Origin of the sequence: Streptomyces sp. M92 (assembly GCF_028473745.1) — a bacterium.
GTDB lineage: Bacteria > Actinomycetota > Actinomycetes > Streptomycetales > Streptomycetaceae > Streptomyces.
The window spans coordinates 4495819-4519669 of record NZ_CP101137.1 but is presented as its reverse complement, the minus strand read 5'-3'; the positions used below and the strand labels follow the sequence as shown (position 1 = coordinate 4519669).

Here is a 23851-nt window from a genome sequence, read left to right as displayed (position 1 = left end):
CCCCGGGTCTTGCGGCCCGGCGACCGGCGTCACGCAGGAGCCCCGGTTGCGTCAACGGCGTCGCGGGAGTGCGCGGGGACAGCCCCGTGCGCTACCGCGCCGGCACCGCGGCCGGCGCCGGTGCGTAGCCGGTCGGGCGTGCCGTGAAGGTGCCGCGGCCCTGGGTGCGGCTGCGCAGCCGGGTCGCGTAGCCGAACAGTTCGGCCAGCGGCACGGTGGCCGTGACGACCGCCGCGCCGCCCCGCGTGTCGGAGCCGGTGACCCGGCCGCGGCGGGCGGCGAGGTCGCCCAGTACGCCGCCGACCGCGTCCTCGGGCACGGTGACCGTGACCTCGACGACCGGCTCCAGCAGGACCATCGCCGAGGCGCGCAGGGCGTCGCGGAGACCGAACCGGCCGGCGGTGCGGAAGGCGGTGTCCGAGGAGTCCTTCACATGGGTCTGGCCGTCGGTGAGCGTGACCCTCAGGCCGGTCACCGGGTGGCCGCCGAGGGGTCCCTCGGCCAGGGCGTCCCGGCAGCCCGCCTCGACGGCCCGCACGAACTCCTGCGGCACGCGCCCGCCGACCACCGTGGAACGGAACTCGAATCCGCCCTCCTCCCTGGGCTCCACGTCGAGGACGACGTGCGCGAACTGTCCGGCCCCGCCGTCCTGCTTGACGTGCCGGTGGACGAACCCGGTCACGCCCTCGCCGACCGACTCGCGGTAAGCCACGCCCGGCCGTCCGACGGTGACCTCGAGGCCGTGCTCGCGGCGCACCCGCTCCACCGCGACCTCGAGGTGCAGTTCGCCCATGCCCGACAGGACGGTCTGCCCGGTCTCCGGGTCGGACCGCACGGCCAGCGAGGGGTCCTCCTCGGTCAGCCGTGCCAGCGCCGAGGCCAGCCGGTCGGTGTCGGTGGCACGCCGGGCCTCGACCGCGACGTGCACGACCGGCTCGGCGACGCCCGGCGGTTCCAGGACGAGCGGAGCGCCCGGCGCGCACAGGGTCGAACCGGCGCGGGCGGCCTTCAGTCCGATCACCGCGACGATGTCCCCGGCCACCGCGCGTTCCAGCGGGTCGTGGCGGTCGGCCCGCACCCGCAGGAGGCGGCCGACGCGCTCGGTGCGGCCGGTGCCCGTGTCCCGCACGGTGTCTCCCTTCTCGATCGTGCCCGAGTACACCCTCAGGTACGTCAGCCGTCCTGTCGGAGTGGCGTTCACCTTGAACGCCAGGGCCGCCATCGGTGCCGCCGGGTCGGCGGGCCGTTCCTGCTCCGTGCCGTCGAGGGTGCCTCGTACTGGAGGTACGTCCAGTGGGGACGGCAGGTAGGCGACCACGGCGTCCAGCAGCGGTTCGACACCGCGGTTGCGGTAGGCCGAGCCGCACAGCACCACCACGCCGTCGCCTTCGCGGGTCAGGTCGCGCAGTGCGCCGGCGAGGGTGTCCGCGGTGAGCGTCTCCCGGTCGCAGAACTCCTCCAGCGCGGCCGGGTGCCGTTCCGCCACCGCCTCCACCAGCAGGCGCCGCCTGCGGGCCGCCTCTTCGCGCAGGGCGTCGGGCACCGGCCCCTCCTCGGCCGTCTCCGCACCGTCCGTCCACACCAGGGCCCGCATGCGCAGCAGGTCGACGACGCCGGTGAACTCGTCCTCGGCGCCGATGGGCAGCTGCACGACCAGGGGGACCGGGTGCAGCCGCTCGCGGATCGAGGCGACGGCGGTGTCGAGGTCGGCGCCCGCGCGGTCCATCTTGTTGACGAACGCGATCCTCGGCACACCGTGCCGGTCGGCCTGCCGCCACACGGACTCGCTCTGCGGTTCCACGCCCGCGACGGCGTCGAACACGGCGACCGCCCCGTCCAGTACCCGCAGGGAGCGTTCGACCTCGTCGGCGAAGTCGACGTGCCCCGGGGTGTCGATCAGGTCGATCCGGTGGCCGTCCCAGGAGCAGCTGACGGCCGCGGCGAAGATGGTGATGCCGCGGTCGCGCTCCTGCGGGTCGAAGTCGGTGACGGTTGTGCCGTCATGGACCTCGCCGCGTTTGTAGGTGGTGCCGGTGGTGTAGAGGATCCGCTCGGTGACGGTGGTCTTGCCGGCGTCGACGTGGGCGAGGATGCCCAGGTTGCGGACGGTGGTGAGGGGGTTGGTGCTGGTGCGCACGGCCCGTGGCCTTTCGCTGTGGGTGAGCAGGGCGGCGCGATTCCCGGGAGGAGGACGGAGCGAGGACGGGGCTCGCCGCGCGGCGGCGGGAGCGGTCGCTCGTCAGATGCTCGTCGCGGGCTTCCGGTGCCGGCCGCGCTGCGGACACCGGACGGCCCGGGACACGAGGATCACCTCGTGACGGGACGGGGGAACGACGGCAGCGGTGCGGATGCGCACGGCCCGGCTCCCCTCACTCGTTCTCGATGTCGTGATGAGTGTAGGGAAGCGGGGCGGGGCACCGCAGCGCATTTTCGCGGCACCGGCTGCGTCGTCCGCACCCCACGGCGCCGTACGGCGCGCACAACGCGAGATGCCGACCGGGATCTCTCCCGGCCGGCATCTCGTTCGACCTGATCTGTTGATCTGTTCTGTCGTTCTGTTTCTGTGTCCGAGGGGGGACTTGAACCCCCACGCCCGATAAAGGGCACTAGCACCTCAAGCTAGCGCGTCTGCCATTCCGCCACCCGGACTAGGTGTCTGCCGCTGCGCGGGCTTCCCTCGCGGCGACATGGACAACCATACCAAGGTTTCGCAGTGCCTTTCACCTGCGTTTCCTTCCCCTGAGCGCCGGTCCGGGGCCAGCGGCCCCATTGCGCCTAAGGTCGCACCATGAGTGACTGGTCGGTTACCCAGAGCCCGCTCCCGGGTCGGCGGCCGCGCGCGTTGTCGCCGCTCAGGGAGCATCTGCGGGACACGTTCTGGTTCGCGCCCACCGCCGCCATGGTGGGTATCTTCGCGGTGTGGCTGGTGGCCCAGGAGCTCGACGCCGCCCTCGTCCGGTCGCTGCAGGACGACGGTGACTTCGAGACGGTCGCCGAACTGCTGCGGTTCGCGGACGACGCGAAGACGGTGGTGTCGGCGGTCGGCTCGGCGATGATGACGTTCATCGGTGTGGTGTTCAGCATCTCGCTGGTGGCCGTGCAGATGGCGAGCGGGCAGTTCACGCCGCGGGTGGTGCGGCTCTTCGTGCGCAGCCGGATCACGAAGGCGACGTTCGCGGTCTTCCTCGCCACCTTCGTGCTGACGCTGCTGGTCCTGACGAGTTACGACAGCACCCCCGATCCCCGGGCCACGTCCTCCGTCCCGCTGGTGCAGTCGGTGCTCACGCTCGTCATGGTCGCGCTGAGCCTGCTGCTCTTCGTGATGTACGTGAACGGGACGCTGCGCCTGATGCGGGTCAGTCATGTGATCGCCCGGATCGCCGCGGAGTCCTTCCGGGTGGCGGCGCTGATGCCCGCGCCGGCGGAGGACGGGCGGGGGCACGCTCTCGGGCCGGTGACCGCGTGGGTCGACCACGGAGGGCATGCCGGTGTGCTGCGGGACGTGCACATCCCGCGTCTGGTGCGGGTGGCGCGCAAACACGGGGTGGTGCTGCGGCTCGTCCCGCGCATCGGTGACTTCCTGGTGCCGGGCACCCCCGTTCTGGCGGTGTACGGCGGGCAGGCGCCCCCGCGCCGGGTTCTGCGGTACGCGCTGAGTGTGGGGGTGGAGCGCACCTTCCACCAGGACCTGGCGTTCGGGCTGCGCCAGCTGTCCGACATCGCGCTGCGGGCCCTGTCCAGCGCGGTCAACGATCCCACCACCGCCGTCCAGGCCCTGGACCGGATCGTCCAGATCCTGGCCTCTCTGTCCCGCCGGCCGCTGGACGCCGTCGCGCACCGGGACCGGCGCGGAGCCGTCCGGCTGGTGCAGCCCGTGCCGGGCTGGGTGGAACTGGTGGACCTCGCATTCACCGAGGTCCGGTCCTGCGGGGCGGGGAACGCGCAGGTCACGCGGCGGATGCTGGCCGGGCTCGACGATCTGCTGCGGCTCGCCCCGCCGGAGCGGCGCGAGCCGCTGTGGCGCCACCGCGAGCTGCTGCGGCAGGCCGTCGAGCGGAACGCACCGGCTCCGGCGGACCGGGCCTTCGCCCTGCTCCCGGACCGTCAGGGCATCGGCTGACCCGCGAACGCCCCGCGCGGAGCCCGGGACCGGGCCCCGGGCACGCGGCGGTGCTGCGGGGCACCGCGCGCCGGGCAGCTGCGGGCAGCGCGGACGGTGGACGTCACGGCATGAGGTGGTGGTCCGGGAAGTTCCCCGGCAGCCGCTCCCCCGCCGGGCCCCGCGTGACGGCGCGCACCAGCAGTTCGCCGCCGACGAAGGCGCCGCGCCAGGACCCGCCGTGTCCGCCGAACAGCTCGTCACGGTCGCCCCGGGAGCGGGGAACGCCGTGGCCGACCTTGAACGCCCGGATCTGCGGCGCCAGCCTGTCGAACGTCGCCCGGTCGTCCGTGGAGAGCGTGGCGACCAGCGCGCCGTTGGAGGCGTTCATCGCGGCGAGCAGCTCGGCCTCGGTGTCGACGAGGACGACGGTGTCGACCGGACCGAACGGTTCGGCGTGGTGCAGCGGTGAGGACCGCGGCGGGTTCAGCAGCGTGACCGGCTGGATGTAGGCGGAGGTGTCCTGGCCGGGCAGGAACCGCGCGTCGGCCGCGCTGCCGCGGTGCAGGGGTACGGCGCCGCGCTCGACGGCATCGGCGACCTGGTCGCCCAGCTCCTTGGCCTTGGCCGCGTTGATCACCGGCCCGAAGTCCAGCTCCGGGTACGGGTCGTCCGGTGCCGCGACGGCGAGCGGGTGGCCGACGCGCAGTGTGCGGACCGCCGGGAGGTACGCCGCGAGGAACGCGTCGAACAGGTGCCGCTGGACGACGAAGCGCGGGTAGGCGGTGCAGCGCTGCTTGCCGTAGTCGAAGAGCTTGGGGATGACCGCGGCGAGCGTGGCCCAGTCCGTGAAGTTCCAGATGCCCCAGGTGTTGAGTCCTTCCTGTTCGAGGATGTGTCGCTTGCCGAGGTCGGCGAGGGCCGTGGCGACGGCGGCGCCGGTGTCGCGGCCGCCGACGAAGGAGACGCAGCCGATCTCGGGCGCCCGGACCAGCGCCTGGGACAGCTCGCCCCCGCTGCCGCTGACGAGGGAGACGGGTATCCCCTCGCGGGCGGCGAGTGCGCAGGCCAGGGTCAGACAGGCGACGCCGCCGTCGGTCGGGGTCTTGGCGATGACCGCGTTGCCCGCCAGTGCCTGTACCAGCAATGCGTGAACGAGCACGCTCATCGGGTAGTTCCAGCTGGCGATGTTGGACACCGGCCCGTCCAGCGGCGCGCGGCCCTCGGTCATCCGGCCGATGCCGTCGGCGTACCAGCGCACGCCGTCCACCGCGCGGTCGACGTCGGCCTGCGCGAGCCGCCAGGGCTTGCCGATCTCCCGGACGAGGAGCAGCGCGAGGAGTTCGCGGTGCTGGGCGAGGGCGTCGAGGGTGGCGGTGACGCGGGCACGGCGTTCGGGCAGGGGTACGTGGCGCCAGGCACGGTGCTGGTCGAGGGAGGCGCGTACGGCCCGGTGGGCGGTGGCCCCGTCCAGGCGGGGCGGGCCGGCGACCGGGGTGCCGTCGACGGGGCTGGTGGCGGGCAGGACCCGGCCGTCGGCCCGCCACCGGGCGTCCCAGAGGTTGAGGACCCGGTCGTCCCGGAACGCCTCGGGGGCGACGGCGAGGCAGCGGCGCCAGAGGTCGGCCCAGGAGGTGCCGGACTTGAGGGTGAGGGCGGCGGGTCCGGCTCCGGTCGTGGTGCGGGGGTGTCGTGCCGTCACACGGGGGCTCCTTCCCGTGTCCCGCCGCCGAGGCCGGCGAGGACGGCGAGGACGTGCCGCGCCGTCTCGGTCGGGGTGGAGCCGACCAGCACGCCGGCGGCCTCCAGGGCTTCCTTCTTGGCACGGGCGGTGCCCGAGGAGCCGGACACGATCGCGCCGGCGTGGCCCATGGTGCGGCCCTCGGGGGCGGTGAATCCGGCGACGTAGCCGACGACCGGCTTGGTGACGTGGTCGCGGATGTGGGCCGCCGCGCGTTCCTCGGCGTCGCCGCCGATCTCGCCGATGAGGACGATCAGTTCGGTGTCGGGGTCCTCCTGGAAGGCGGTGAGGCAGTCGATGTGGGTGGTGCCGGCCACCGGGTCGCCGCCGATGCCGACGCAGGTGGAGAAGCCGGTGTCGCGCAGTTCGTGCATGAGCTGGTAGGTGAGGGTGCCCGACTTGGAGACCAGGCCGACGGGGCCCGGCTTGGCGATGTCGGGCGGGATGATGCCCGCGTCGGACTGCCCGGGGCTGATCAGGCCGGGGCAGTTGGGGCCGATGACCCGGGTGCCCCTGGCCCCGGCGTACGCGGTGAACGCGACGGAGTCGTGGACCGGGATGCCCTCGGTGATGACGACGGTGAGGCCGATGCCCGCGTCGGCGGCCTCGAGGACCGCGGCCTTGGCGAAGGCGGGCGGTACGAAGACGACGGTCACGTCCGCGCCGGTGCGCTCCACTCCTTCGCTCACCGAACCGAAGACGGGGACGGATCGTCCGTCGAAGGTCACGGTGCGGCCGGCCTTGCGCGGGTTGACGCCGCCCGCCACGTCGGTGCCTGCGGCCAGCATCCGGCGGGTGTGCTTCATGCCCTCGGCTCCGGTCATGCCCTGGACGAGGACCCTGCTCTCCTTGGTGAGGTATATCGCCATGTCGGTCTGTCTCCTCACGCCGTGGTGGCGAGTCGGGCGGCACGGCGGGCGGCGCCGTCCATGGTGGTGGCCTGTTCGACCAGAGGGTGCGCGCGTGCGTCGAGGAGGGCCCGGCCGCGGGCCGCGTTGTTGCCGTCGAGGCGCACGACGAGCGGCTTCGTCGGCCGGACCTCCTCCAGGGCCCGGACGATGCCGTCGGCGACGGCGTCGCAGGCGGTGATGCCGCCGAAGACGTTCACGAGGACGGACTTCACGGCGGGGTCGGAGAGGACGACCGACAGTCCGTCGGCCATGACCCGCGCGGAGGCGCCGCCGCCGATGTCGAGGAAGTTGGCGGGGTGGGCGCCGCAGCCGGCGACCACGTCGAGCGTCGACATGACCAGTCCGGCGCCGTTGCCGATGACACCGACCTCGCCGTGGAGCTTCACGTAGTTGAGGCCCTTGGCGGCGGCCCGCGCCTCCAACGGGTCGGCGGACATCGCGCGTTCGTCCTCCCAGCGCGCCTGGCGGAAGAGGGCGTTGTCGTCGAGGGTCACCTTGCCGTCGAGGGCCATCGTCCTTCCGTCGGCCGTCCGGACCAGGGGGTTGACCTCGACGAGCAGGGCGTCCTGGCGGACCAGGACCTGCCAGAGCCGTACGAGGGCGTCTACGGTCTGCGGGGGCAGTCCGGCCGCGTCCGCGATGCGTACCGCCGTGGCCGTGGTCACCCCCACGGCCGGGTCGACGGGGATGCGCACGACGGCCTCGGGCCGTTCGGCCGCAACCCTCTCGATCTCGGTTCCGCCCTCGGCGGAGGCGACGGCGAGGAAGCGGCCGGCCGCGCGGACGAGGACGTAGGAGACATAGAACTCGCCCTCGACGTCGACCGGTTCGGCGACCATGACCGTCTCGGCCGTGTGGCCCTTGATGTCCATGCCGAGGATGTGCCGGGCGGCCTGCTCGGCCTCGGCCGGGTCGGCGGCGAGCCGCACTCCGCCCGCCTTGCCGCGCCCGCCGGTCTTCACCTGCGCCTTGACGACGGCACGTCCGCCGAGGGCGCGGGCGATCTCGCCGGCGCGTGCGGGCGAGGCGGTGACCTCGGCCCTCGGCACCAGAATGCCGTGCTCCTCGAAGAGTTCCCTCGCCTGGTGTTCGTACAGGTCCATTCCGGCTCCTGTCTGAAAGTGCCGCACGCCCCCTGGACACCACCCACCGGATGCGGGATAACAACCTTCATACAGTATTCGTCGACTGTATGCAATCTACCGCGAGAGCGCTCCAACCCCTCGTGAAGGGACAGGACTTCGCCATGCCCGACGACACCCAGGACGTCATCTCCGGCGGTCACCTCGTCGCCAAGGCACTCAAGGCCGAGGGGGTCGACCGCATCTACACCTTGTGCGGCGGCCACATCATCGACATCTACGACGGCTGCGTCGACGAGGGCATCGAGGTCGTCGACGTACGCCACGAGCAGGTCGCCGCGCACGCCGCCGACGGCTACGCCCGCGTCACCGGCAAGCCCGGCTGCGCGGTGGTCACCGCGGGACCGGGTACGACCGACGCCGTCACCGGTGTCGCCAACGCCTTCCGCGCCGAGTCACCGATGCTGCTGATCGGTGGTCAGGGCGCGCACACCCAGCACAAGATGGGATCCCTCCAGGACCTGCCGCACGTCGACATGATGACGCCGATCACCAAGTTCGCGGCGACCGTACCGGACACCGCGCGGGCGGCGGACATGGTGTCGATGGCGTTCCGCGAGTGCTACCACGGCGCGCCCGGCCCCTCCTTCCTGGAGATCCCGCGCGACGTGCTGGACGCCAAGGTGGCGACGGACCGGGCCCGGGTGCCGAAAGCCGGGGCCTACCGAGCCTCGACCCGCTCCCCGGGCGACCCCGACGCCGTCGAGCGGCTGGCCGATCTGCTGGTCCACGCCGAGAAGCCGGCCATCCTGCTCGGCAGCCAGGTGTGGACGACGCGCGCCACGGAGGCCGCCGTCGGACTCGTCCGCACGCTGAACGTCCCGGCGTACATGAACGGCGCCGGACGCGGCACCCTGCCGCCCGGCGACCCGCACCACTTCCAGCTCTCGCGCCGGTACGCCTTCTCCAATGCCGACGTCATCGTCATCGTCGGAACACCCTTCGACTTCCGCATGGGCTACGGCAAGCGACTCTCCCCCGACGCGACCGTGGTGCAGATCGACCTCGACTACCGCACCGTCGGCAAGAACCGCGACATCGACCTCGGCATCGTCGGCGACGCAGGTCTCGTGCTCAAGTCGGTGACCGATGCGGCGTCGGGACGGATCAACGGCGGCGCGTCGAAGCGCAAGGAGTGGCTGGACGAACTGCGCGCGGCCGAGCGGACCGCCCTGGACAAGCGGCTGCCGCAGCTCAGGTCGGACGCCTCCCCCATCCACCCGTACCGGCTGGTCAGTGAGATCAACGACTTCCTCACCGAGGACTCGGTCTACATCGGCGACGGCGGCGACATCGTCACCTTCTCCGGGCAGGTCGTGCAGCCCAAGTCACCGGGCCACTGGATGGACCCGGGTCCGCTGGGCACGCTCGGGGTCGGCGTCCCCTTCGTGCTGGCGGCCAAGCAGGCCCGGCCCGACAAGGAGGTCGTCGCCCTCTTCGGCGACGGCGCCTTCTCGCTCACCGGCTGGGACTTCGAGACCCTCGTCCGCTACGGCCTCCCCTTCGTCGGCATCGTCGGCAACAACTCCTCCATGAACCAGATCCGCTACGGGCAGGCCGCGAAGTACGGCAAGGACCGCGAGCGGGTCGGCAACACCCTCGGCGACGTCCCGTACGACCGGTTCGCGCGGATGCTGGGCGGCCACGGTGAGGAGGTCCGCGACCCCGCCGACATCGGACCCGCGCTGCGCCGGGCCCGCGAGTCCGGCAAGCCGTCGTTGATCAACGTCTGGGTCGACCCGGACGCGTACGCCCCCGGAACCATGAACCAGACGATGTACAAGTGAGGTGGAACCCATGACGGGAACGCCAGCGAAGGCTCTTGAGGGCATCCGCGTCCTGGACATGACGCATGTGCAGTCGGGCCCCTCGGCGACCCAGCTGCTCGCCTGGCTCGGCGCGGACGTGGTCAAGCTGGAGGCGCCGACCGGTGACATCACCCGCAAACAGCTGCGGGATCTGCCGGACGTCGACTCCCTCTACTTCACGATGCTCAACTGCAACAAGCGGAGCATCACGCTCAACACCAAGACCGAGCGCGGCAAGGAGATCCTCACCGAGCTGATCCGGCGCTCGGACGTCATGGTCGAGAACTTCGGGCCGGGCGCGGTCGACCGGATGGGATTCACCTGGGACCGCGTCAAGGAGATCAATCCACGGATCGTCTACGCCTCCGTCAAGGGGTTCGGCGAGGGCCCGTACACCGACTTCAAGGCGTACGAGGTCGTCGCGCAGGCCATGGGCGGATCGATGTCCACCACCGGTTTCGAGGACGGGCCGCCGCTGGCGACGGGGGCCCAGATCGGGGACTCGGGCACGGGCGTCCACGTCGTGGCGGGCATCCTCGCCGCGCTGTACCAGCGGGAGCGCACCGGACGCGGTCAGCGGGTGAACGTGGCCATGCAGCACGCGGTGCTCAACCTCTGCCGGGTGAAGCTGCGCGACCAGCAGCGCCTGACCCATGGTCCACTCGCCGAATATCCCAACGAGGACTTCGGCGAGGAGGTTCCCAGGTCCGGCAACGCCTCCGGCGGCGGGCAGCCCGGCTGGGCGGTCAAGTGCGCGCCGGGCGGCCCCAACGACTACGTGTACGTCATCGTCCAGCCGGTCGGCTGGCGGCCGCTGAGCGAGCTGATCGGCCGGCCCGAGCTGGCCGACGACCCCGAGTGGGCGACTCCTCAGGCACGGCTGCCGAAGCTGAACAAGATGTTCCAGCTGATCGAGGAGTGGTCGTCCACCCTTCCCAAGTGGGAGGTGCTGGAGCGGCTGAACGCCCACAACATCCCGTGCGGGCCGATCCTGTCCACCAAGGAGATCATCGAGGACCGGTCGCTGGCGGCCAACGAGATGATCGTCACCGTCCCGCACCCCGAGCGGGGCGAGTTCGTGACGGTCGGCAGTCCGCTCAAACTCTCCGACTCACCGGTGGAGGTCACCAGTTCCCCGCTGCTCGGCGAGCACAACGAAGAGGTCTACGTCGGCGAGCTGGGCCTCGGCGACGAGGAGCTGCGCCTGCTCAAGTCGAACGGGGTGGTCTGAGGTGATGGCCGAGGACCGCGCGCAGCGGGTGCGCCGGCTGCTGGACTCCGTGCGCGCCGACGGACGCACCGCCCTGACGGCGCCGGAGGGGAAGGTGCTCGCCGACGCCTACGGGATCGCCGTGCCGGGCGAGGAGCTGGCGCGGGACGTCGACGAGGCGGTGGCGTGCGCGGCGCGCTTCGGCGGGCCGGTGGTGATGAAGATCGTGTCGCCGGACATCCTGCACAAGTCCGACGCCGGCGGGGTGGTCGTCGGGGTGGAGGGCGCGGCGGACGTGCGGGCCGCGTTCCGCCGGATCGTCGGCAACGCGCGGGCGTACGACGCCTCCGCGCGGATCGAGGGCGTGCAGATCCAGGAGCTGCTGCCACCGGGGGTGGAGGTCATCGTCGGCGCGGTCACCGATCCGACGTTCGGGAAGGTGGTGGCGTTCGGGCTCGGCGGAGTGCTGGTGGAGGTGCTGAAGGACGTCACCTTCCGGCTCGCCCCCGTGGACGCCGGCGAGGCGCTGTCCATGCTCGACTCGGTCCGGGCGGCCGAGGTGCTGCGCGGGGTGCGCGGGCGGGCCGGCGTGGACCGGTGGGCGGTGGCGGAGCAGATCCGCCGGGTCTCCGAGCTGGTCGCCGACTTCCCGGAGATCGCCGAGGTGGACCTGAACCCCGTGATCGCCACTCCCGAGGGTGCGGTCGCCGCCGACACCCGGGTGATCCTCGCGACCGGTCTGCCGAGGGAACGGCGCCGGTACACGCGCGAGGAGATCCTCACCTCGATGCGCCGCCTGATGCAGCCCTCGTCGGTCGCGGTGATCGGTGCGTCGGGCGAGATCGGCAAGATCGGCAACTCGGTGATGCGCAACCTCGTCGACGGCGGTTTCGCGGGCGAGATCCATCCGGTGAACCCCAAGGCCGATGACATCTTGGGCCGCAAGGCGTACAAGAGTGTCACCGACGTTCCCGGCGAGGTGGATGTGGCGGTCTTCGCGATCCCCGCGCGGTTCGTGGCGGCGGCGCTGGAGGAGGTGGGGCGGAAGAGGATACCCAACGCCGTGCTGATCCCCTCCGGGTTCGCGGAGACCGGTGAGCACGCCCTCCAGGAGGAGATCATGGCGGTCGCCGAGCGGCACGGCATCCGCCTGCTGGGGCCGAACATCTACGGCTACTACTCCACCTGGCAGGACCTGTGCGCCACGTTCTGCACGCCGTACGACGTGAAGGGCGGCGTCGCGCTGACCTCGCAGTCGGGCGGCATCGGGATGGCGATCCTGGGCTTCGCGCGGGCCACGAGGACCGGCGTGTCGGCGATCGTCGGCCTGGGCAACAAGTCGGACCTGGACGAGGACGACCTGCTGACCTGGTTCGCCGAGGACCCGCGCACCGAGTGCGTCGCGATGCACCTGGAGGACCTCAAGGACGGGCGCGCCTTCGTGGACGCCGCGCGGGCGACCGTGCCGAGGAAACCGGTCGTGGTGCTCAAGGCCGGGCGCACGGCGGCGGGCGCCAGGGCCGCGGGCTCGCACACCGGGGCGCTCGCCGGGGACGACGCCGTGTACGACGACGTACTCAGGCAGGCCGGTGTCATCCGGGCGCCCGGGCTCAACGAAATGCTCGAGTACGCGCGCGCGTTGCCGGTGCTGCCCGCCCCGGAGGGCGACAACGTGGTGATCATCACCGGGGCCGGCGGAAGCGGGGTGCTGCTCTCCGACGCGGTGACGGACAACGGGCTGTCGCTGATGGAGATACCGCCGGACCTGGACGCGGCGTTCCGCGCGTTCATCCCGCCGTTCGGGGCGGCGGGCAACCCGGTGGACATCACCGGGGGCGAGCCGCCGTCGACGTACGAGGCGACGATCCGGCTCGGTCTTCAGGACCCGCGCATCCACGCGCTGGTCCTCGGCTACTGGCACACCATCGTCACGCCTCCCATGGTGTTCGCCGAACTCACCGCGCGCGTGGTGGCCGAGTTCCGCGAGCGCGGGATCGAGAAACCCGTGGTGGCCTCCCTCGCGGGTGACGTGGAGGTGGAGGAGGCGTGCCAGTACCTCTTCGAGCGCGGGGTCGTGGCGTACCCGTACACGACGGAGAAGCCGGTGGCCGTGCTGGGCGCGAAGTACCGGTGGGCACGGGCCGCGGGGCTGCTGGGGGGCGGTTCATGAGCTGAGGCAGCGAGGGACCGGCCGACGGGTGCGCGTCGGCCGGCCCGGGACCCGCGCGCGCACGAAAGGCATTGGACAGGGGGCGCTGGCCAGAACTTTCGACGCTAGGGGTGCAAACGACATGACAACCACCGATGCCACACGGGTCACCGCCTACCGGGAGGTGACCGACAGGAACGGGCGCGTCTACCGCGTGGGCGAGTCCGACATCGACATCATGGGGCGCAAGCGCAAGTGGATGGTGATCCTGCCGTGGGTCGGCATGATGGGCATCTCCTCCGCGGAGTACGCGTTCGCGTCCGCCGAGGACACGCTCCACGAGGCCCACCACTGGTCCAGCGGCAGCATCTACTGGATGATGACCGCCTGGGTGTTCTGCCAGGCCGCGGTCGCCTTTCCGGCGGGGCGGCTGCGGGAGAGCGGCAGACTGCCGGCGCGCTGGGCGATGATGCTGGGTTCGGTCGGCACCCTGCTCGGCTACCTGTCGCTGGCGTTCGCGCCGCACGTCACGCTCGCCTTCATCGGGTTCGGCGTGTTCAGCGGCATGGGCGCGGGCATGGTGTACGCGACCTGCGTCAACATGGTCGGCAAGTGGTACCCGGAGCGCAGGGGCGGGAAGACCGGCTTCGTCAACGGCGGTTTCGCCTACGGCTCGGTGCCGTTCGTCTTCATCTTCCACGGCTACATGGACACCTCCAACTTCCGTTGGGTGCTCGTGTCCGCGGGTGTCTTCCTCGCCGCCACGGTGGCGGTCGCCGGGTTCTACTTCCGGGACCCGCCGAAGAACTGGTGGCCGGCGGCCGTCGATCCGCTGAACCCGCCGGCCGACCCCCGGGCCCGGCGTTCGCTGGAGAAGAATCCCCCGGCCGTCAGGCAGTACTCCCCCATGGAGGCCTGGCGTACCGGCCGGGTGGCGCTGATGTGGTTCTGTCTCGCCTGCACCTCCGGCGTGAACATCTTCGGCATCGCCTTCCAGGTGGACATCGGTGAGGATGCGGGCTTCGCGGCCGGCATCGTGGCCACCGCGATGTCGCTGAAGGCGATCGTCAACGGCACCGGGCGCGGCGTCATCGGCTGGCTCTCCGACCTGTACGGCCGCAAGCAGTGCCTGCTCTACGTGTGCGCGATCCTGGGCCTCGCCCAGTTCGGCATCATCTGGTCGGCCGAGATCAAGAACCTGCCGCTGTTCCTGGTCTTCTCCGCCGTCTCCGGATTCGGCGGCGGTGCCATCTTCCCGATGTTCGCGGCGCTGACGGCGGACTACTTCGGCGAGAACAACAACGCCACGAACTACGGCATGGTCTACAGCTCGAAGCTCGTCTCCGGGCTGGGTGCGGGCACGGGCTCCGTGGTCGTCGGTGCCTGGGGCTACAACGGCGCCTTCACCCTGGCGGGCTGCATCTCGATCTTCGCCGGCTTCATGGCCCTGTTCCTGCGGCCTCCGGGCCGCCCGAGGACCAAGCGCGTCACACCCAACCCCCGGCCACTGGGCGAGGGGTGAGACGACGGCGCCTCCTCGCACGGACCGGGCGGCCCCTCCGTCAGCATGCGGGAGGGGCCGCCCGGTCTGTGTTCCAGGTCAGCGGCAACGCCTGCGCAGGGCCGCCAGGTTGTCGTAGCTGATCTTGGCTTCGCGCAGTGACTGCGCCGGGTCGGTGGCGCTCGGGGAGTTGTCGTCCTCGACCATCGGGTTGTGGTAGTTCCGCTGTCCGACCCGCGAGAAGAACGTCGTGTAGTCGATGACGCCGGTCCCGAAGGGCACCATGTCGTAGCCCATGCCGTTGGTCGTGCTGACGACGCCGTCCTTGGCGTGGAACAGCGGGTAGCGCCTGTTGTGGCGGGCGACGAGACCGGCCGGGTCGAAGACGTTCCTCCGGGTCGAGCCGTCGTGGGCGGTGTAGGTGTGGAACTTGTACTGGGCGACGTGCGCCCAGAAGATGTCCATCTCCAGCCAGACCAGCCTCGGGTCGGTGACCTTCAGGAAGTACTCGAGCTTGCGGATGCCCGAGCTGCGGGTCGGCCGGCCCTGGTCGTCCAGCGGGCCGCCGTCGAGCAGGAAGCCGTAGGCGCTGTCGTGGTTGTGGGTGTAGAGCTTGATGCCCTCACGGCGGGCTATCTCACCGAGCGCGTTCCACTTGTCGGCGGCGACGTCCCAGTCGGCGCGGTAGGAGCTGCCCGTGGGGTCGCCACCGGTGCCCATGTGGTCCATGCCGATGATGTTCGCGATCTCCAGGTGCTTCTTGAAGGTGTCCTTGTCCGCCGTGGTGAGCGGCCAGGAGGGCGGTATGAAGCCGTGGTTGCCCTGGGCGCGCAGCCCGTAGTCGTCGAGCCAGCGGCGGAGCAGCCTGGCGCCCTCGACGGATTCCAGACTGGCGCCGCCGGGGGCGTTGGCGTGCTGGCGGTAGCCGGCGAACTCCACCTGGCGGTAGCCGTGGCGGGAGAGCTGCTTGAACACCTCGCGGAAGCCGGAGGGCAGGTGGGTGGCGAGGGGGTCGCGGCCGGTCGCGTCGCGGACCGTGTAGAGGATGATGCCGCGCTTGTCCGCCGGGACGAGTACGTGTCCGCGTCCGTGGTCCCGGTCGTGGTCGTGGTCTCTGTCCCGGTCGTGCGCCAGGGCCGGTGCGGCGCCGAATACGGGCGCCGCGACCGCCCCGGCGGCTACGGCGGTGCAGGTGCTGAGGAAGCGGCGCCGGCCCACTCCGAGGGTGCGGCGCAGGCCCTCGTCCGGGCCGTCGGCGGACGGGTCCGCGGTGGCGCCGGTGCGGGCGGGGTCTGAGAACAGGGTCACGGGTGCCTGCCTTCTGGGTCGTGGCCTGCTCCGATGCGGCTGGAGCGGGCCGTTGTCAGTGCCGTGTGTTTCACTCTCAGTAGTCGGATCTCGGCGGGTTGCCGGGTGGTGCGTCAGCCGAGTCCGGCCAGCCGGAGCAGGAGTTGTTTCACGTCGGTGGCCGCGACGCGGTCTCCGACAGCGCGGGGGGTGGAGCAGATGAGGAGCGGACCGTCGTCGTCGCTCGCTGGGAGGCGGCCGTGGCTGCCTCGAATGGGTGAGGCGTCCAGGGGCACGACCGCCATGCGGTAGCGCATGCCGAGCTTCTTGCGGGCCAGAGCGGTTGCCGCCTTGACCTTGACGTAGGGGTCGAGCGGATCCATGAACAGCTCGACCGGGTCGTAGCCGGGTTTGCGGTGGATCTCGACGAGTTGCGCGAAGTCGGGCGCTCGGTCGTCGTCGAGCCAGTAGTAGTACGTGAACCAGGCGTCGGGCTCCGCGACGGCGACGAGTTCGCCGGAGCGGGGGTGGTCGAGGTCGTGGGCCTTCTTGCCCTCGTCGTCGAGGAGTTGCTCGATGCCCGGCAGCCCGTCGAGGGCCGCCCGGGTGGCGTCCAGGTCCTCGGGGCGCCGGACGTACACGTGGGCGATCTGGTGGTCGGCGACCGCGAAGGCGCGGGAGGCCATCGGGTCGAGGTACTCCATGCCGTCCTGGGTGTGCACCTCGAGCAGTCCGGCGCGGCGCAGGGCGCGGTTGATGTCCACGGGCCGGCTGACGGGGGTGATGCCGTACTCGGACAGTGCGACGACGGTGCGCCCCTCGGCGCGGGCGTCGTCGAGGAGGGGGGCCAGGGCGGCGTCCAGGTCGGCCGCCGCCTTCAGGGAGCGCGGGTCGTCGGGGCCGAAGCGCTGCAGGTCGTAGTCGAGGTGAGGGAGGTAGCAGAGCGTCAGGTCGGGGTGGCGGGTCGCCATGATGTGGCGGGTGGCGTCGATGATCCACTGGCTGGAGACCAGGTCCGCGCCGGGTCCCCAGAAGTGGAAGAGGGGGAAGGTGCCGAGTTTTTCCGTGAGTTCGTCGTGCAGGGCCGCAGGGCGGGTGTAGCAGTCGGGTTCCTTGCGGCCGTCGGCGTAGTAGACGGGACGGGGGGTGACGGTGATGTCGGTGTCGGCGCCCATGGCGTACCACCAGCAGATGTTGGCGACGGTGTAGCCGGGGTGGGCGCGGCGGGCGGCGTCCCAGAGTTTGTCGCCGGCGACGAGTCCGTTGTGCTGGCGCCACAGCAGGACGTCGCCGAGTTCGCGGAAGTACCAGCCGTTGCCGACGATGCCGTGCTGGGAAGGGCGGGTTCCGGTGAGGAAGGTGGACTGGGCGGCGCAGGTCACGGCGGGCAGGACGGTGCCGAGCGGGGCCCGGGAGCCGGACTGGCCGAGCGCCTTGAGGTGGGGCATGTGGTCGAGGAGACGGGGGGTGAGGCCGACGACGTCGAGGACGAGGAGAGGGGTCGGTTGCCCGGAGGGTGCCGGTGTGCCGGAGGAGGTGGTGGAGGTGGTGGAGGTCATGGCAGTTCCTTGAGGCCGAGGTCGGTCAGCAGGTCGCGGGCGAGGGTGAGCTCGGCGGCGATGCCGTCGGTGAGCTGGGCGCGGGCGCGGGGCCGCAGCTCGGGCGGGAGGGCCTGCCAGGTGTAGGTCTCGACCTCCAGGTGGCGGGTGAGCGGGTGCGGGCCGCCGACGAGGCGGGTCAGCGCGGCCTTGAGCACGGACAGGGTGGAGGTGAGGGGCGCGGCGGGCGCCGCGTGCAGGGGGACGTGGAAGTGGGCGCGCCAGGGCGCGGTGGCGGGCAGCGGGCTGTCGTCGGCCAGGGCCTCGTCGAGGTCGTCGGTGCCGCGCAAGCCGGCCGTGGCCGCCGTGGCGGCGGGGTCCGTCGGGGTGACGGTGCGGGTCTGGTGCAGGAAGCGGGGTTCGGCGAAGGCTGCGAGGGCGTCGCGTACTTCGGGACGGGAGGGGTGTTCGGCGTGCAGGGCGGCGGAGAGCTGGGACTTGACCACGGGGACGCGGGCCGCGGTCAGCGCGTCCAGGGCGGTGCGCGGGTCTTCGAAGGAGGTGGCGAGGTGGCAGGTGTCGACGCAGATGCCGATGCGGTCGTGGGCGATCGCGGTCAGCGGGGCGATGGCGTCGCGGGTGGTCTCGACGACACAGCCGGGTTCGGGTTCCAGGCCGACGCGGATGGAGCGGCCGGTCAGATCCTGGAGGGCGTCGAGGCGTTCGGCGAGGGTGACCAGGGCGGCGCGGGCCTTGTCGGCACGGGTCTCGTCGTAGGCGGTGCGCCAGGCGAGCGGCAGGGTGGAGAGGGAGCCGTCCGTGACGTCGTCGGGCAGCAGTCCGGCCAGGACACGGGCCAGGGAGGTGGTGTGCTCGAGGCGTTCGGGGTCGGCCCAGTCCGGCTTGTAGACGCGGTACTTGACCTTCTCGGCGCCGAAACCCTCATAGGGGAAGCCGTTGAGGGTGACGACCTCCAGGCCGCGCCGGTCGAGTTCGGAGCGCAGGCCGCGCAGCGCGGAGGGGTCGGTGACCAGGGCGTGGGCGGCGTCCCTGGCGAGCCACAGCCCGATGCCGAGGCGGTCGCGGCCGAGGCGGCGGCGGACCGGCTCGCAGTGGTCGCGGAGCTGGGCGAGGACGCCGTCGAGGGTCTCGGCGGGGTGGACGTTGGTGCAGTAGGCGAGGTGGACGGTGGAGCCGTCCGGGTGCCGGAAGCGCATCGCTCACTCACCGCCGCGCAGGATGGAGTTGCCCTCGTGCGTGGCGTCCTGCGAGGTGACGTCCAGGCTCAGGCGTCCGCTGAGGCCGTAGAAGGCGACGGGATTGCGCCACAGCACGCGGTCCACGTCGTCCTCGGTGAAGCCCTCGTCGAGCATCAGGTCGCCGACCTTTCGGGTCTTGAGCGGGTCGCTCCTGCCCCAGTCGGCGGCGGAGTTCACCAGGACCCGTTCCGGGCCGTACTCGCGCAGCAGGGCGACCATGCGGGCCTCGTCCATCTTGGTGTCCGGGTAGACGGAGAAGCCGAGCCAGGCGCCGCTGTCCTTAGCCTCCTTCACGGTGGTCTCGTTGAGGTGGTCGACCAGCACCCGGTCCGTGGGCAGCGCGGACTCGCGCACGGCGTCCAGGGTGCGGCGCAGGCCGGCGAGCTTGTCGCGGTGCGGGGTGTGCACGAGGGCGGGCAGGCCGTGGTCGGCGGCGAGCTGGAGCTGGGCGGCCAGGGCGGTGTCCTCGGCGGCGGTCATCGAGTCGTAGCCGATCTCACCGACGGCCACGACGCGGTCCTTGACGAGGTAGCGGGGCAGTTCGTCGAGGACGGGGGCGCAGCGCGGGTCGTTCGCCTCCTTGGGGTTGAGGGCGATCGTGCAGTGGTGGGCGATGCCGTACTGGGCGGCGCGGAAGGGCTCCCAGCCGAGCAGGGCGTCGAAGTAGTCGCGGAAGGAGTCGGGAGAGGTGCGGGGCTGGCCGAGCCAGAAGGAGGGTTCGACGACGGCGCGGACACCGGCGGCGTGCATGGCCTCGTAGTCGTCGGTGGTGCGGGAGGTCATGTGGATGTGGGGGTCGAAGATGCGCATCAGGACTCCTTGCCGTGGGGGTCGACCGGGCCGGGAGCCGGAGGCTCGGACTCGGTCAGGGCCAGGACGCGGTGGAGGTCTTCGGGGACGGCGCGGCCGGCGGCGGTGCGTTCGGCGGCGTAGTCGGCGAGCATGCGGGCGAGTTCCGCGTCGGCGGCGGCCCGTCGGTCGAGGTCCGCCACGTGGTCGACGGGGACGCCGGTGAACAGGCACTTGAGCACGGCGTGCCGCCACTGGTGGGCGTCGAGGTGCCGGGCGGCGTACGGACCGAGTGCGGCGGCGACCAGCCGGGTGTCGTTGGTGCGCAGGGCGTCCTCGACGAGCGCGAGGGCGTCCGGGCCGGGGACGAGGTGCGGCAGGGCGTGCAGGACGGCGCGGCGTTCGTCGGCGGTGCCCTGGGAGTAGACCCGGGTCAGGGCGTCGGTGCCGGCGCGGGCGGCGTGCAGGACCAGGACGCGGGCGGCGTCCGCGTGGGCGGGACCGCAGCGGCGGCCGGCCTCGGCCAGGCGCAGCTCCCACACCGAGATGGGGCCGTGGGTGCCGGGGTGGGCGGCGGCCTCGTCCAGGGCCTGGTCCAGCCAGGCGCGGGCGGCTGGGTCGAGTACGGCGGTGAGGGCGGCGCGCAGGTCGGCGGGCGGGGTGTGGGCGGGCGACATGTGGGCGAGGGTGGTGCCCTGGGGGTTCCGCTCGTCGAGGGGGCCGTCCGCGGACCGGGTTCGTGATGTGCCGTGGGTGGCGTGTGGCTGCGTCATGGATGTGGCTCCCTTCGGTGGGTGGCGGCGGGCTCGCCCGAGCGGCTCGTGCGGGGTGCGGGGGCGGCGGCCCGGTGGAGGAAGGGGAGGGAGCGTTCGGCGAAGTGGGGGCCCGCGTGGGAGTGGCGGGGCAGTTCGACGACGGTCAGGCCCTGGTAGCCGGTGGCGGCGAGGGCCTCGAGGACGGGCGGGAAGTCGATCTCGCCGTCACCGAAGGGAAGGTGTTCGTGGACGCCGCGGCGCATGTCCTCGATCTGGACGTGCCGCAGCCAGGGAGCGGCGGCGCGTACGCAGTCGGCGGGAGAGAGGGGTTCGAGGCACTGGCAGTGGCCGATGTCGAGGGTGAGACCGAGGGGCTCGGGGTCACCGAGGGCGCGCCGCAGCCGGTGGAAGCCGTCGAGGTCGGCCAGGAGGTGCCCCGGTTCGGGCTCCACCGCGAGCGGGACGCCGGCGGCTTCGGCGGCGGCGAGGACCGGGGTGAGGGCTTCCGCCAGGCGCTTCCAGGCCGTCTCCTCGTCCGTCCCGGGCGGGGTGATGCCGCTGAAGCAGTGCACGGCGTGCGCACCGAGGTCGGCGGCGACGCGCACGGCTCGCAGCAGCAGGTCCGTGCGGAGCGCCCGGTCCCCGGGGTCGGGGTCGAGGAGCGAGGGACCGTGCTTGCGGCGCGGGTCGAGGACGTAGCGGGCGCCGGTCTCCACGGTGACGCCGAGTCCGAGCTCCGCCAGCCGGTGCGCGACCCGCCGGGTGCGGGCGGCCAGGCCGGGAGCGAGCGGGTCGAGGTGCATGTGGTCGAGGGTCAGGCCGACGCCGTCGTAGCCGAGGTCGGCGAGGAGGGCGAGGGCGTCGTCGAGACGGAGGTCGGCCAGTCCGTTGGTGCCGTAGCCGAAGCGGAGGGCGTGCGTGGGGTCCCCGGCCCCGTCCCGGTTTGTTCGCGGGCCGGGCGCCGTCCGCCCCTGCGGTCCTCGAGCGGGGTGCGTGCTCACGTGATGCTCACCTTCCTCATGCCGGCCCTTCGCGCGAACATCCGGCCCGCCGGGGCCAGTGCGGCGACCAGCAGGGAGGTGACGGGCGCGCCGGAGCGGGCGGCCAGTGCGGCCTGGAGCGGGACGGTGGCCCGGATGCCGCCGCCGACGGCGCGTTGGGTGAGTGGGGGTGAGGGGTTGAGCGTGGCGTGGAAGTAGGGGCGGGCGGCGGTGGCGGCGTAGGCGGCGGCCAGTGCGGTGGTGAGGGCGCCGGTGGTCCGGGACGGCCGGGCGGCCGGGGTCGGGCCCGGCAGGCCGGGGGCGGCTGCTGCCCGCCGGCCTGCCGGGAGTCGGATGCGGCCGTCGGTGACCAGCCGGGTCAGCGCTCCGGTCGTCGCCAGGGCCGCGAGCGGGGCCAGGACCGAACCGCCGGTCGTCTCCCGCCGGGACACGGCCGTGACCGCGAGGGTGTGGCTGCCGAGCAGCGCGGCGGACGGCAGTGCGGCGCGGGTGCCGCCCCCGGTGGCGGCGGCGCCCAGGAGCAGGTCCAGTCCGCGGGCGGCGGCCATGGCCGCCGGTCCGGCGGGAGTGCGCTTCAGGGCGAGGTCGTAGGCCCAGACTGTCGCCGCCAGGGGCGCGGCCACCGCGAGCGCGGGGCGTCCGGCACCGGCGGCCAGCGCCAGTCCGGCGCCGGTGAGGGCGCCGGCCGCCGCGAGGGCGGCCGGCGGGCGGATGCGGCCGGACGGCAGGGGGCGGTGCGGGCGTTCCACGGCGTCCTCGGCGCGGTCCGCCCAGTCGTTCAGGGCCATGCCGGCCTCGTACAGGCACAGGGAGGAGCCGATGGCGAGCAAGGTCCGGGGGCTCGGCCGCGCACCGGCCGCCGCCGCGCCGGCCAGGGCGTCGCCGGGGACGGTGAACAGGGCGGGCAGGCGGAGCAGCTCGGCCCAGGCGCCGGCGCCGCCGTGTCCCGGGCGGTGGCGGGAAGCGCGGGACAGGGCGCCGGCCGAGGCCGTCGGGGTGACGGCGCCGGACGTCGGGCGCTGCCCCGGAGCGGACGGGTCCGCCGCGACCCCGGCCCGCGCCGCGGCTGCCGTGCGGCTCATCGCTGCTCCCCGCGCTCGGCGGCGCCCGGCCGGGATCCGCCGGCCCCCGCGTCCGCCCCCGGGTCTCCGGCCTTCCGGCCGCCGGCCCCACCGTCCCCGGACACGCCGTCGCGGGGCGTGCCGTCCCCGGACACACCGTCCCCGAACGCACCATCGCGGGGCGTGCCGTCCCCGGACACACCGTCCCCGAACGCACCATCGCGGGGCGCGCCGTCCCCGGACACACCGTCCCCGAACGCACCATCGCGGGGCGCGCCGTCCCCGGACACACCGTCCCCGAACGCACCATCGCGGGGCGCGTCCCGGTACGCGTCGGTCCCGGCGGCACCCAGGGCCCCGGCGGCGCCCCGGACGTCCGAGCCGTCCCCCTGGACGCCGACGTCGTCCGCCCGCACGCCCGCGCCGTCCCGCAGGCGCCCGGCGAAGCGTTTCAGCTCGGCGTACTGCCCCGCCAGCGACGCGGGGCCGTCACCGACCGGGTCCTTGAAGTAGAAGCCCAGTCCGCCCAGCGGACCGGACAGGCCCCGCTCCCGGGCGCGGGCCGCCAGCCGGGCCAGGTCGAGGACGAGCGGGGCGGCGAGCGCCGAGTCGCAGCCCTGCCAGGTGGTCTGGAGGATCATGCGGGCGCCGAGGAAGCCGTCGAAGGCGATGTGGTCCCAGGCGGTCTTCCAGTCGCCGAGCGAGGGCACGTCGTCGATGTGGACCTCGCCCTCGGGCACGGCACCGAGGGTGTCGGCGAGGACGCGTTCCTTGCCGGCGTTCTTCGCGGCGGCCGCCGCCGGGTCGGCGAGTGCGGCACCGTCGCCGCCGCCCAGCAGGTTCGTGCCCGACCAGGCCCGGACCGTCAGCGCCCGCTGCGCGAACATCGGGCCCAGCACCGAGCGCAGCAGGGTCTGCCCGGTCTTGCCGTCGCGGCCCGCGTACGGCAGGCCCGAGGCCTCGGCGAGCGGGGCCAGCGCCGGGTGGTGCAGGCCCGTGGAGGGGGTGAAGTTGACGTAGGGGCAGTCGGCGCGCAGGGCCGCCGCCGCGTAGAGGGAGCTGGGCGGCAGCGAGCCGTCGGTGGGGGCCGGCTCGGTGGAGGCGACGTTCACCACGACGGCGCCCGTGAGGTCGTGACGGCGGACGAAGTCGCGGATGTCGGCCGCGAACACGTCGATCCAGTCGTCGTCGGTGCGGGCGGGCCCGCCGTCCAGGTCGCCGGGCAGGGGGCCGCCGGGCCTGATCTCCCGGTCGGCGGCGACGAGTTCGGCGTGGACGGCGGAGGGCAGGCCGTGCGGCAGCACACCGCCGGCGGCGAGGTGCTCGGCACGCTTGGGCAGCGGGCAGTCGAGGGTGTCGTGACCGCCGAAGACGAGGGACGACAACGATGGCAGACCGCACCCGGCGAAGTCCGGGGTCTCGGTGACCATACCGGTCGGCGGGTGGAGCCCGGCGGCGACGGCGGCACAGCCCGCGATCGCGGTCGTGGCCACGGAGCCGCGCGCCCCGATGAGCCAGACGCCGAAGCGCGGGGCCGTGGAGGGGACGGGCGGGGACGGTTCGGCGGACATGGGCAGCCTCCTTGTCGTACGCGAACCCG

16 protein-coding genes, 1 tRNA gene and 1 pseudogene are annotated in these 23851 nt (G+C 72.8%); 5 read left to right on the top strand and 13 right to left on the bottom strand.

Annotated features, from left to right (window positions below; all coding sequences use genetic code 11):
- Positions 1-91: 91 nt before the first annotated feature.
- Positions 92-2137 (bottom strand): elongation factor G, encoded by a 2046-nt coding sequence (gene fusA / locus M6G08_RS20375; protein ID WP_272588592.1) that lies wholly within the window; start codon positions 2135-2137, stop codon positions 92-94.
- Between the two features lie 427 nt (positions 2138-2564).
- Positions 2565-2649: transfer RNA gene (locus M6G08_RS20370), tRNA-Leu, on the bottom strand.
- A gap of 139 nt (positions 2650-2788) precedes the next feature.
- On the opposite strand from M6G08_RS20370, the gene M6G08_RS20365 reads away from it, so the two are divergent.
- On the top strand, positions 2789-4120 hold the full coding sequence (locus M6G08_RS20365; protein WP_272588591.1) for a DUF2254 domain-containing protein: 1332 nt from the start codon (positions 2789-2791) through the stop codon (positions 4118-4120).
- A 103-nt stretch (positions 4121-4223) separates the two neighbouring features.
- Here M6G08_RS20365 and M6G08_RS20360 read toward each other — a convergent pair whose 3' ends face one another.
- From M6G08_RS20360 to sucC, 3 genes are read right to left on the bottom strand one after another with little or no spacing between them, the layout of a single operon-like run.
- Positions 4224-5801, bottom strand: coding sequence for an aldehyde dehydrogenase family protein (locus tag M6G08_RS20360; protein WP_272588590.1), 1578 nt, complete (start codon positions 5799-5801; stop codon positions 4224-4226).
- Positions 5798-6709, bottom strand: a complete 912-nt coding sequence (sucD, locus tag M6G08_RS20355) for a succinate--CoA ligase subunit alpha (RefSeq protein WP_272588589.1) — start codon at positions 6707-6709, stop codon at positions 5798-5800. Before sucD ends, M6G08_RS20360 begins: the two co-directional genes overlap by 4 nt.
- Positions 6710-6723: 14 nt before the next feature.
- On the bottom strand, positions 6724-7854 hold the full coding sequence (sucC, locus tag M6G08_RS20350; protein ID WP_272588588.1) for an ADP-forming succinate--CoA ligase subunit beta: 1131 nt from the start codon (positions 7852-7854) through the stop codon (positions 6724-6726).
- A gap of 143 nt (positions 7855-7997) precedes the next feature.
- Between sucC and M6G08_RS20345 the strand changes: the two genes are divergently transcribed.
- From M6G08_RS20345 to M6G08_RS20330, 4 genes are all read left to right on the top strand, one after another.
- Positions 7998-9680: a thiamine pyrophosphate-binding protein gene (locus M6G08_RS20345; RefSeq protein WP_272588587.1), complete on the top strand. Its 1683-nt coding sequence runs from the start codon at positions 7998-8000 to the stop codon at positions 9678-9680.
- Positions 9681-9690: 10 nt separating this feature from the next.
- Entirely contained in the window at positions 9691-10932 is a 1242-nt protein-coding gene (gene frc, locus M6G08_RS20340; protein ID WP_272588586.1) for a formyl-CoA transferase, read from the top strand.
- A gap of 4 nt (positions 10933-10936) precedes the next feature.
- Complete coding sequence (locus M6G08_RS20335) at positions 10937-13081, top strand: acetate--CoA ligase family protein (RefSeq protein WP_272588585.1); 2145 nt, start codon at positions 10937-10939, stop codon at positions 13079-13081.
- Positions 13082-13202: 121 nt separating this feature from the next.
- Positions 13203-14582 carry an OFA family MFS transporter gene (locus tag M6G08_RS20330; RefSeq protein ID WP_272588584.1) on the top strand — a complete coding sequence of 460 codons (1380 nt, stop codon included), beginning with the start codon at positions 13203-13205 and terminating at the stop codon, positions 14580-14582.
- Positions 14583-14660: 78 nt separating this feature from the next.
- On the opposite strand, the gene M6G08_RS20325 is transcribed toward M6G08_RS20330, so the two are convergent.
- The 8 genes and pseudogenes from M6G08_RS20325 to M6G08_RS20290 all read right to left on the bottom strand — a co-directional run.
- Positions 14661-15869 (bottom strand): sugar phosphate isomerase/epimerase family protein, encoded by a 1209-nt coding sequence (locus tag M6G08_RS20325; protein WP_272588583.1) that lies wholly within the window; start codon positions 15867-15869, stop codon positions 14661-14663.
- A 113-nt stretch (positions 15870-15982) separates the two neighbouring features.
- A complete protein-coding gene (locus tag M6G08_RS20320) occupies positions 15983-17407 on the bottom strand; it encodes an alkaline phosphatase family protein (protein WP_272588582.1) in 1425 nt (474 codons plus the stop codon).
- Positions 17404-18603 carry a metabolite traffic protein EboE gene (eboE, locus tag M6G08_RS20315; protein ID WP_272588581.1) on the bottom strand — a complete coding sequence of 400 codons (1200 nt, stop codon included), beginning with the start codon at positions 18601-18603 and terminating at the stop codon, positions 17404-17406. Before eboE ends, M6G08_RS20320 begins: the two co-directional genes overlap by 4 nt.
- A 3-nt stretch (positions 18604-18606) precedes the next feature.
- On the bottom strand, positions 18607-19455 hold the full coding sequence (locus M6G08_RS20310; RefSeq protein ID WP_272588580.1) for a TatD family hydrolase: 849 nt from the start codon (positions 19453-19455) through the stop codon (positions 18607-18609).
- Complete coding sequence (locus tag M6G08_RS20305) at positions 19455-20207, bottom strand: EboA domain-containing protein (protein ID WP_383139740.1); 753 nt, start codon at positions 20205-20207, stop codon at positions 19455-19457. Before M6G08_RS20305 ends, M6G08_RS20310 begins: the two co-directional genes overlap by 1 nt.
- Positions 20204-21190, bottom strand: coding sequence for a sugar phosphate isomerase/epimerase family protein (locus M6G08_RS20300; protein WP_443048860.1), 987 nt, complete (start codon positions 21188-21190; stop codon positions 20204-20206). The genes M6G08_RS20305 and M6G08_RS20300 overlap by 4 nt, the downstream gene beginning before the upstream one ends.
- On the bottom strand, positions 21187-22272 hold the full coding sequence (locus M6G08_RS20295) for an SCO3242 family prenyltransferase (RefSeq protein WP_272588579.1): 1086 nt from the start codon (positions 22270-22272) through the stop codon (positions 21187-21189). The genes M6G08_RS20300 and M6G08_RS20295 overlap by 4 nt, the downstream gene beginning before the upstream one ends.
- A gap of 395 nt (positions 22273-22667) precedes the next feature.
- Positions 22668-23822, bottom strand: a pseudogene (locus M6G08_RS20290) (inositol-3-phosphate synthase); the annotation flags it as partial.
- Positions 23823-23851: the final 29 nt, after the last annotated feature.

Excerpts from the sequence above, each read along its gene's own strand:
- M6G08_RS20335 (WP_272588585.1), top strand. The coding sequence starts at position 10,937 with ATGGCCGAGGACCGCGCGCAGCGGGTGCGCCGGCTGCTGGACTCCGTG.
- M6G08_RS20320 (WP_272588582.1), bottom strand. The coding sequence starts at position 17,407 with ATGACCTCCACCACCTCCACCACCTCCTCCGGCACACCGGCACCCTCC.
- M6G08_RS20345 (WP_272588587.1), top strand. The coding sequence starts at position 7,998 with ATGCCCGACGACACCCAGGACGTCATCTCCGGCGGTCACCTCGTCGCC.
- sucC (WP_272588588.1), bottom strand. The coding sequence starts at position 7,854 with ATGGACCTGTACGAACACCAGGCGAGGGAACTCTTCGAGGAGCACGGC.
- M6G08_RS20330 (WP_272588584.1), top strand. The coding sequence starts at position 13,203 with ATGACAACCACCGATGCCACACGGGTCACCGCCTACCGGGAGGTGACC.
- M6G08_RS20310 (WP_272588580.1), bottom strand. The coding sequence starts at position 19,455 with ATGCGCATCTTCGACCCCCACATCCACATGACCTCCCGCACCACCGAC.
- frc (WP_272588586.1), top strand. The coding sequence starts at position 9,691 with ATGACGGGAACGCCAGCGAAGGCTCTTGAGGGCATCCGCGTCCTGGAC.
- M6G08_RS20295 (WP_272588579.1), bottom strand. The coding sequence starts at position 22,272 with ATGAGCCGCACGGCAGCCGCGGCGCGGGCCGGGGTCGCGGCGGACCCG.
- M6G08_RS20365 (WP_272588591.1), top strand. The coding sequence starts at position 2,789 with ATGAGTGACTGGTCGGTTACCCAGAGCCCGCTCCCGGGTCGGCGGCCG.
- sucD (WP_272588589.1), bottom strand. The coding sequence starts at position 6,709 with ATGGCGATATACCTCACCAAGGAGAGCAGGGTCCTCGTCCAGGGCATG.
- M6G08_RS20305 (WP_383139740.1), bottom strand. The coding sequence starts at position 20,207 with ATGACGCAGCCACACGCCACCCACGGCACATCACGAACCCGGTCCGCG.
- eboE (WP_272588581.1), bottom strand. The coding sequence starts at position 18,603 with ATGCGCTTCCGGCACCCGGACGGCTCCACCGTCCACCTCGCCTACTGC.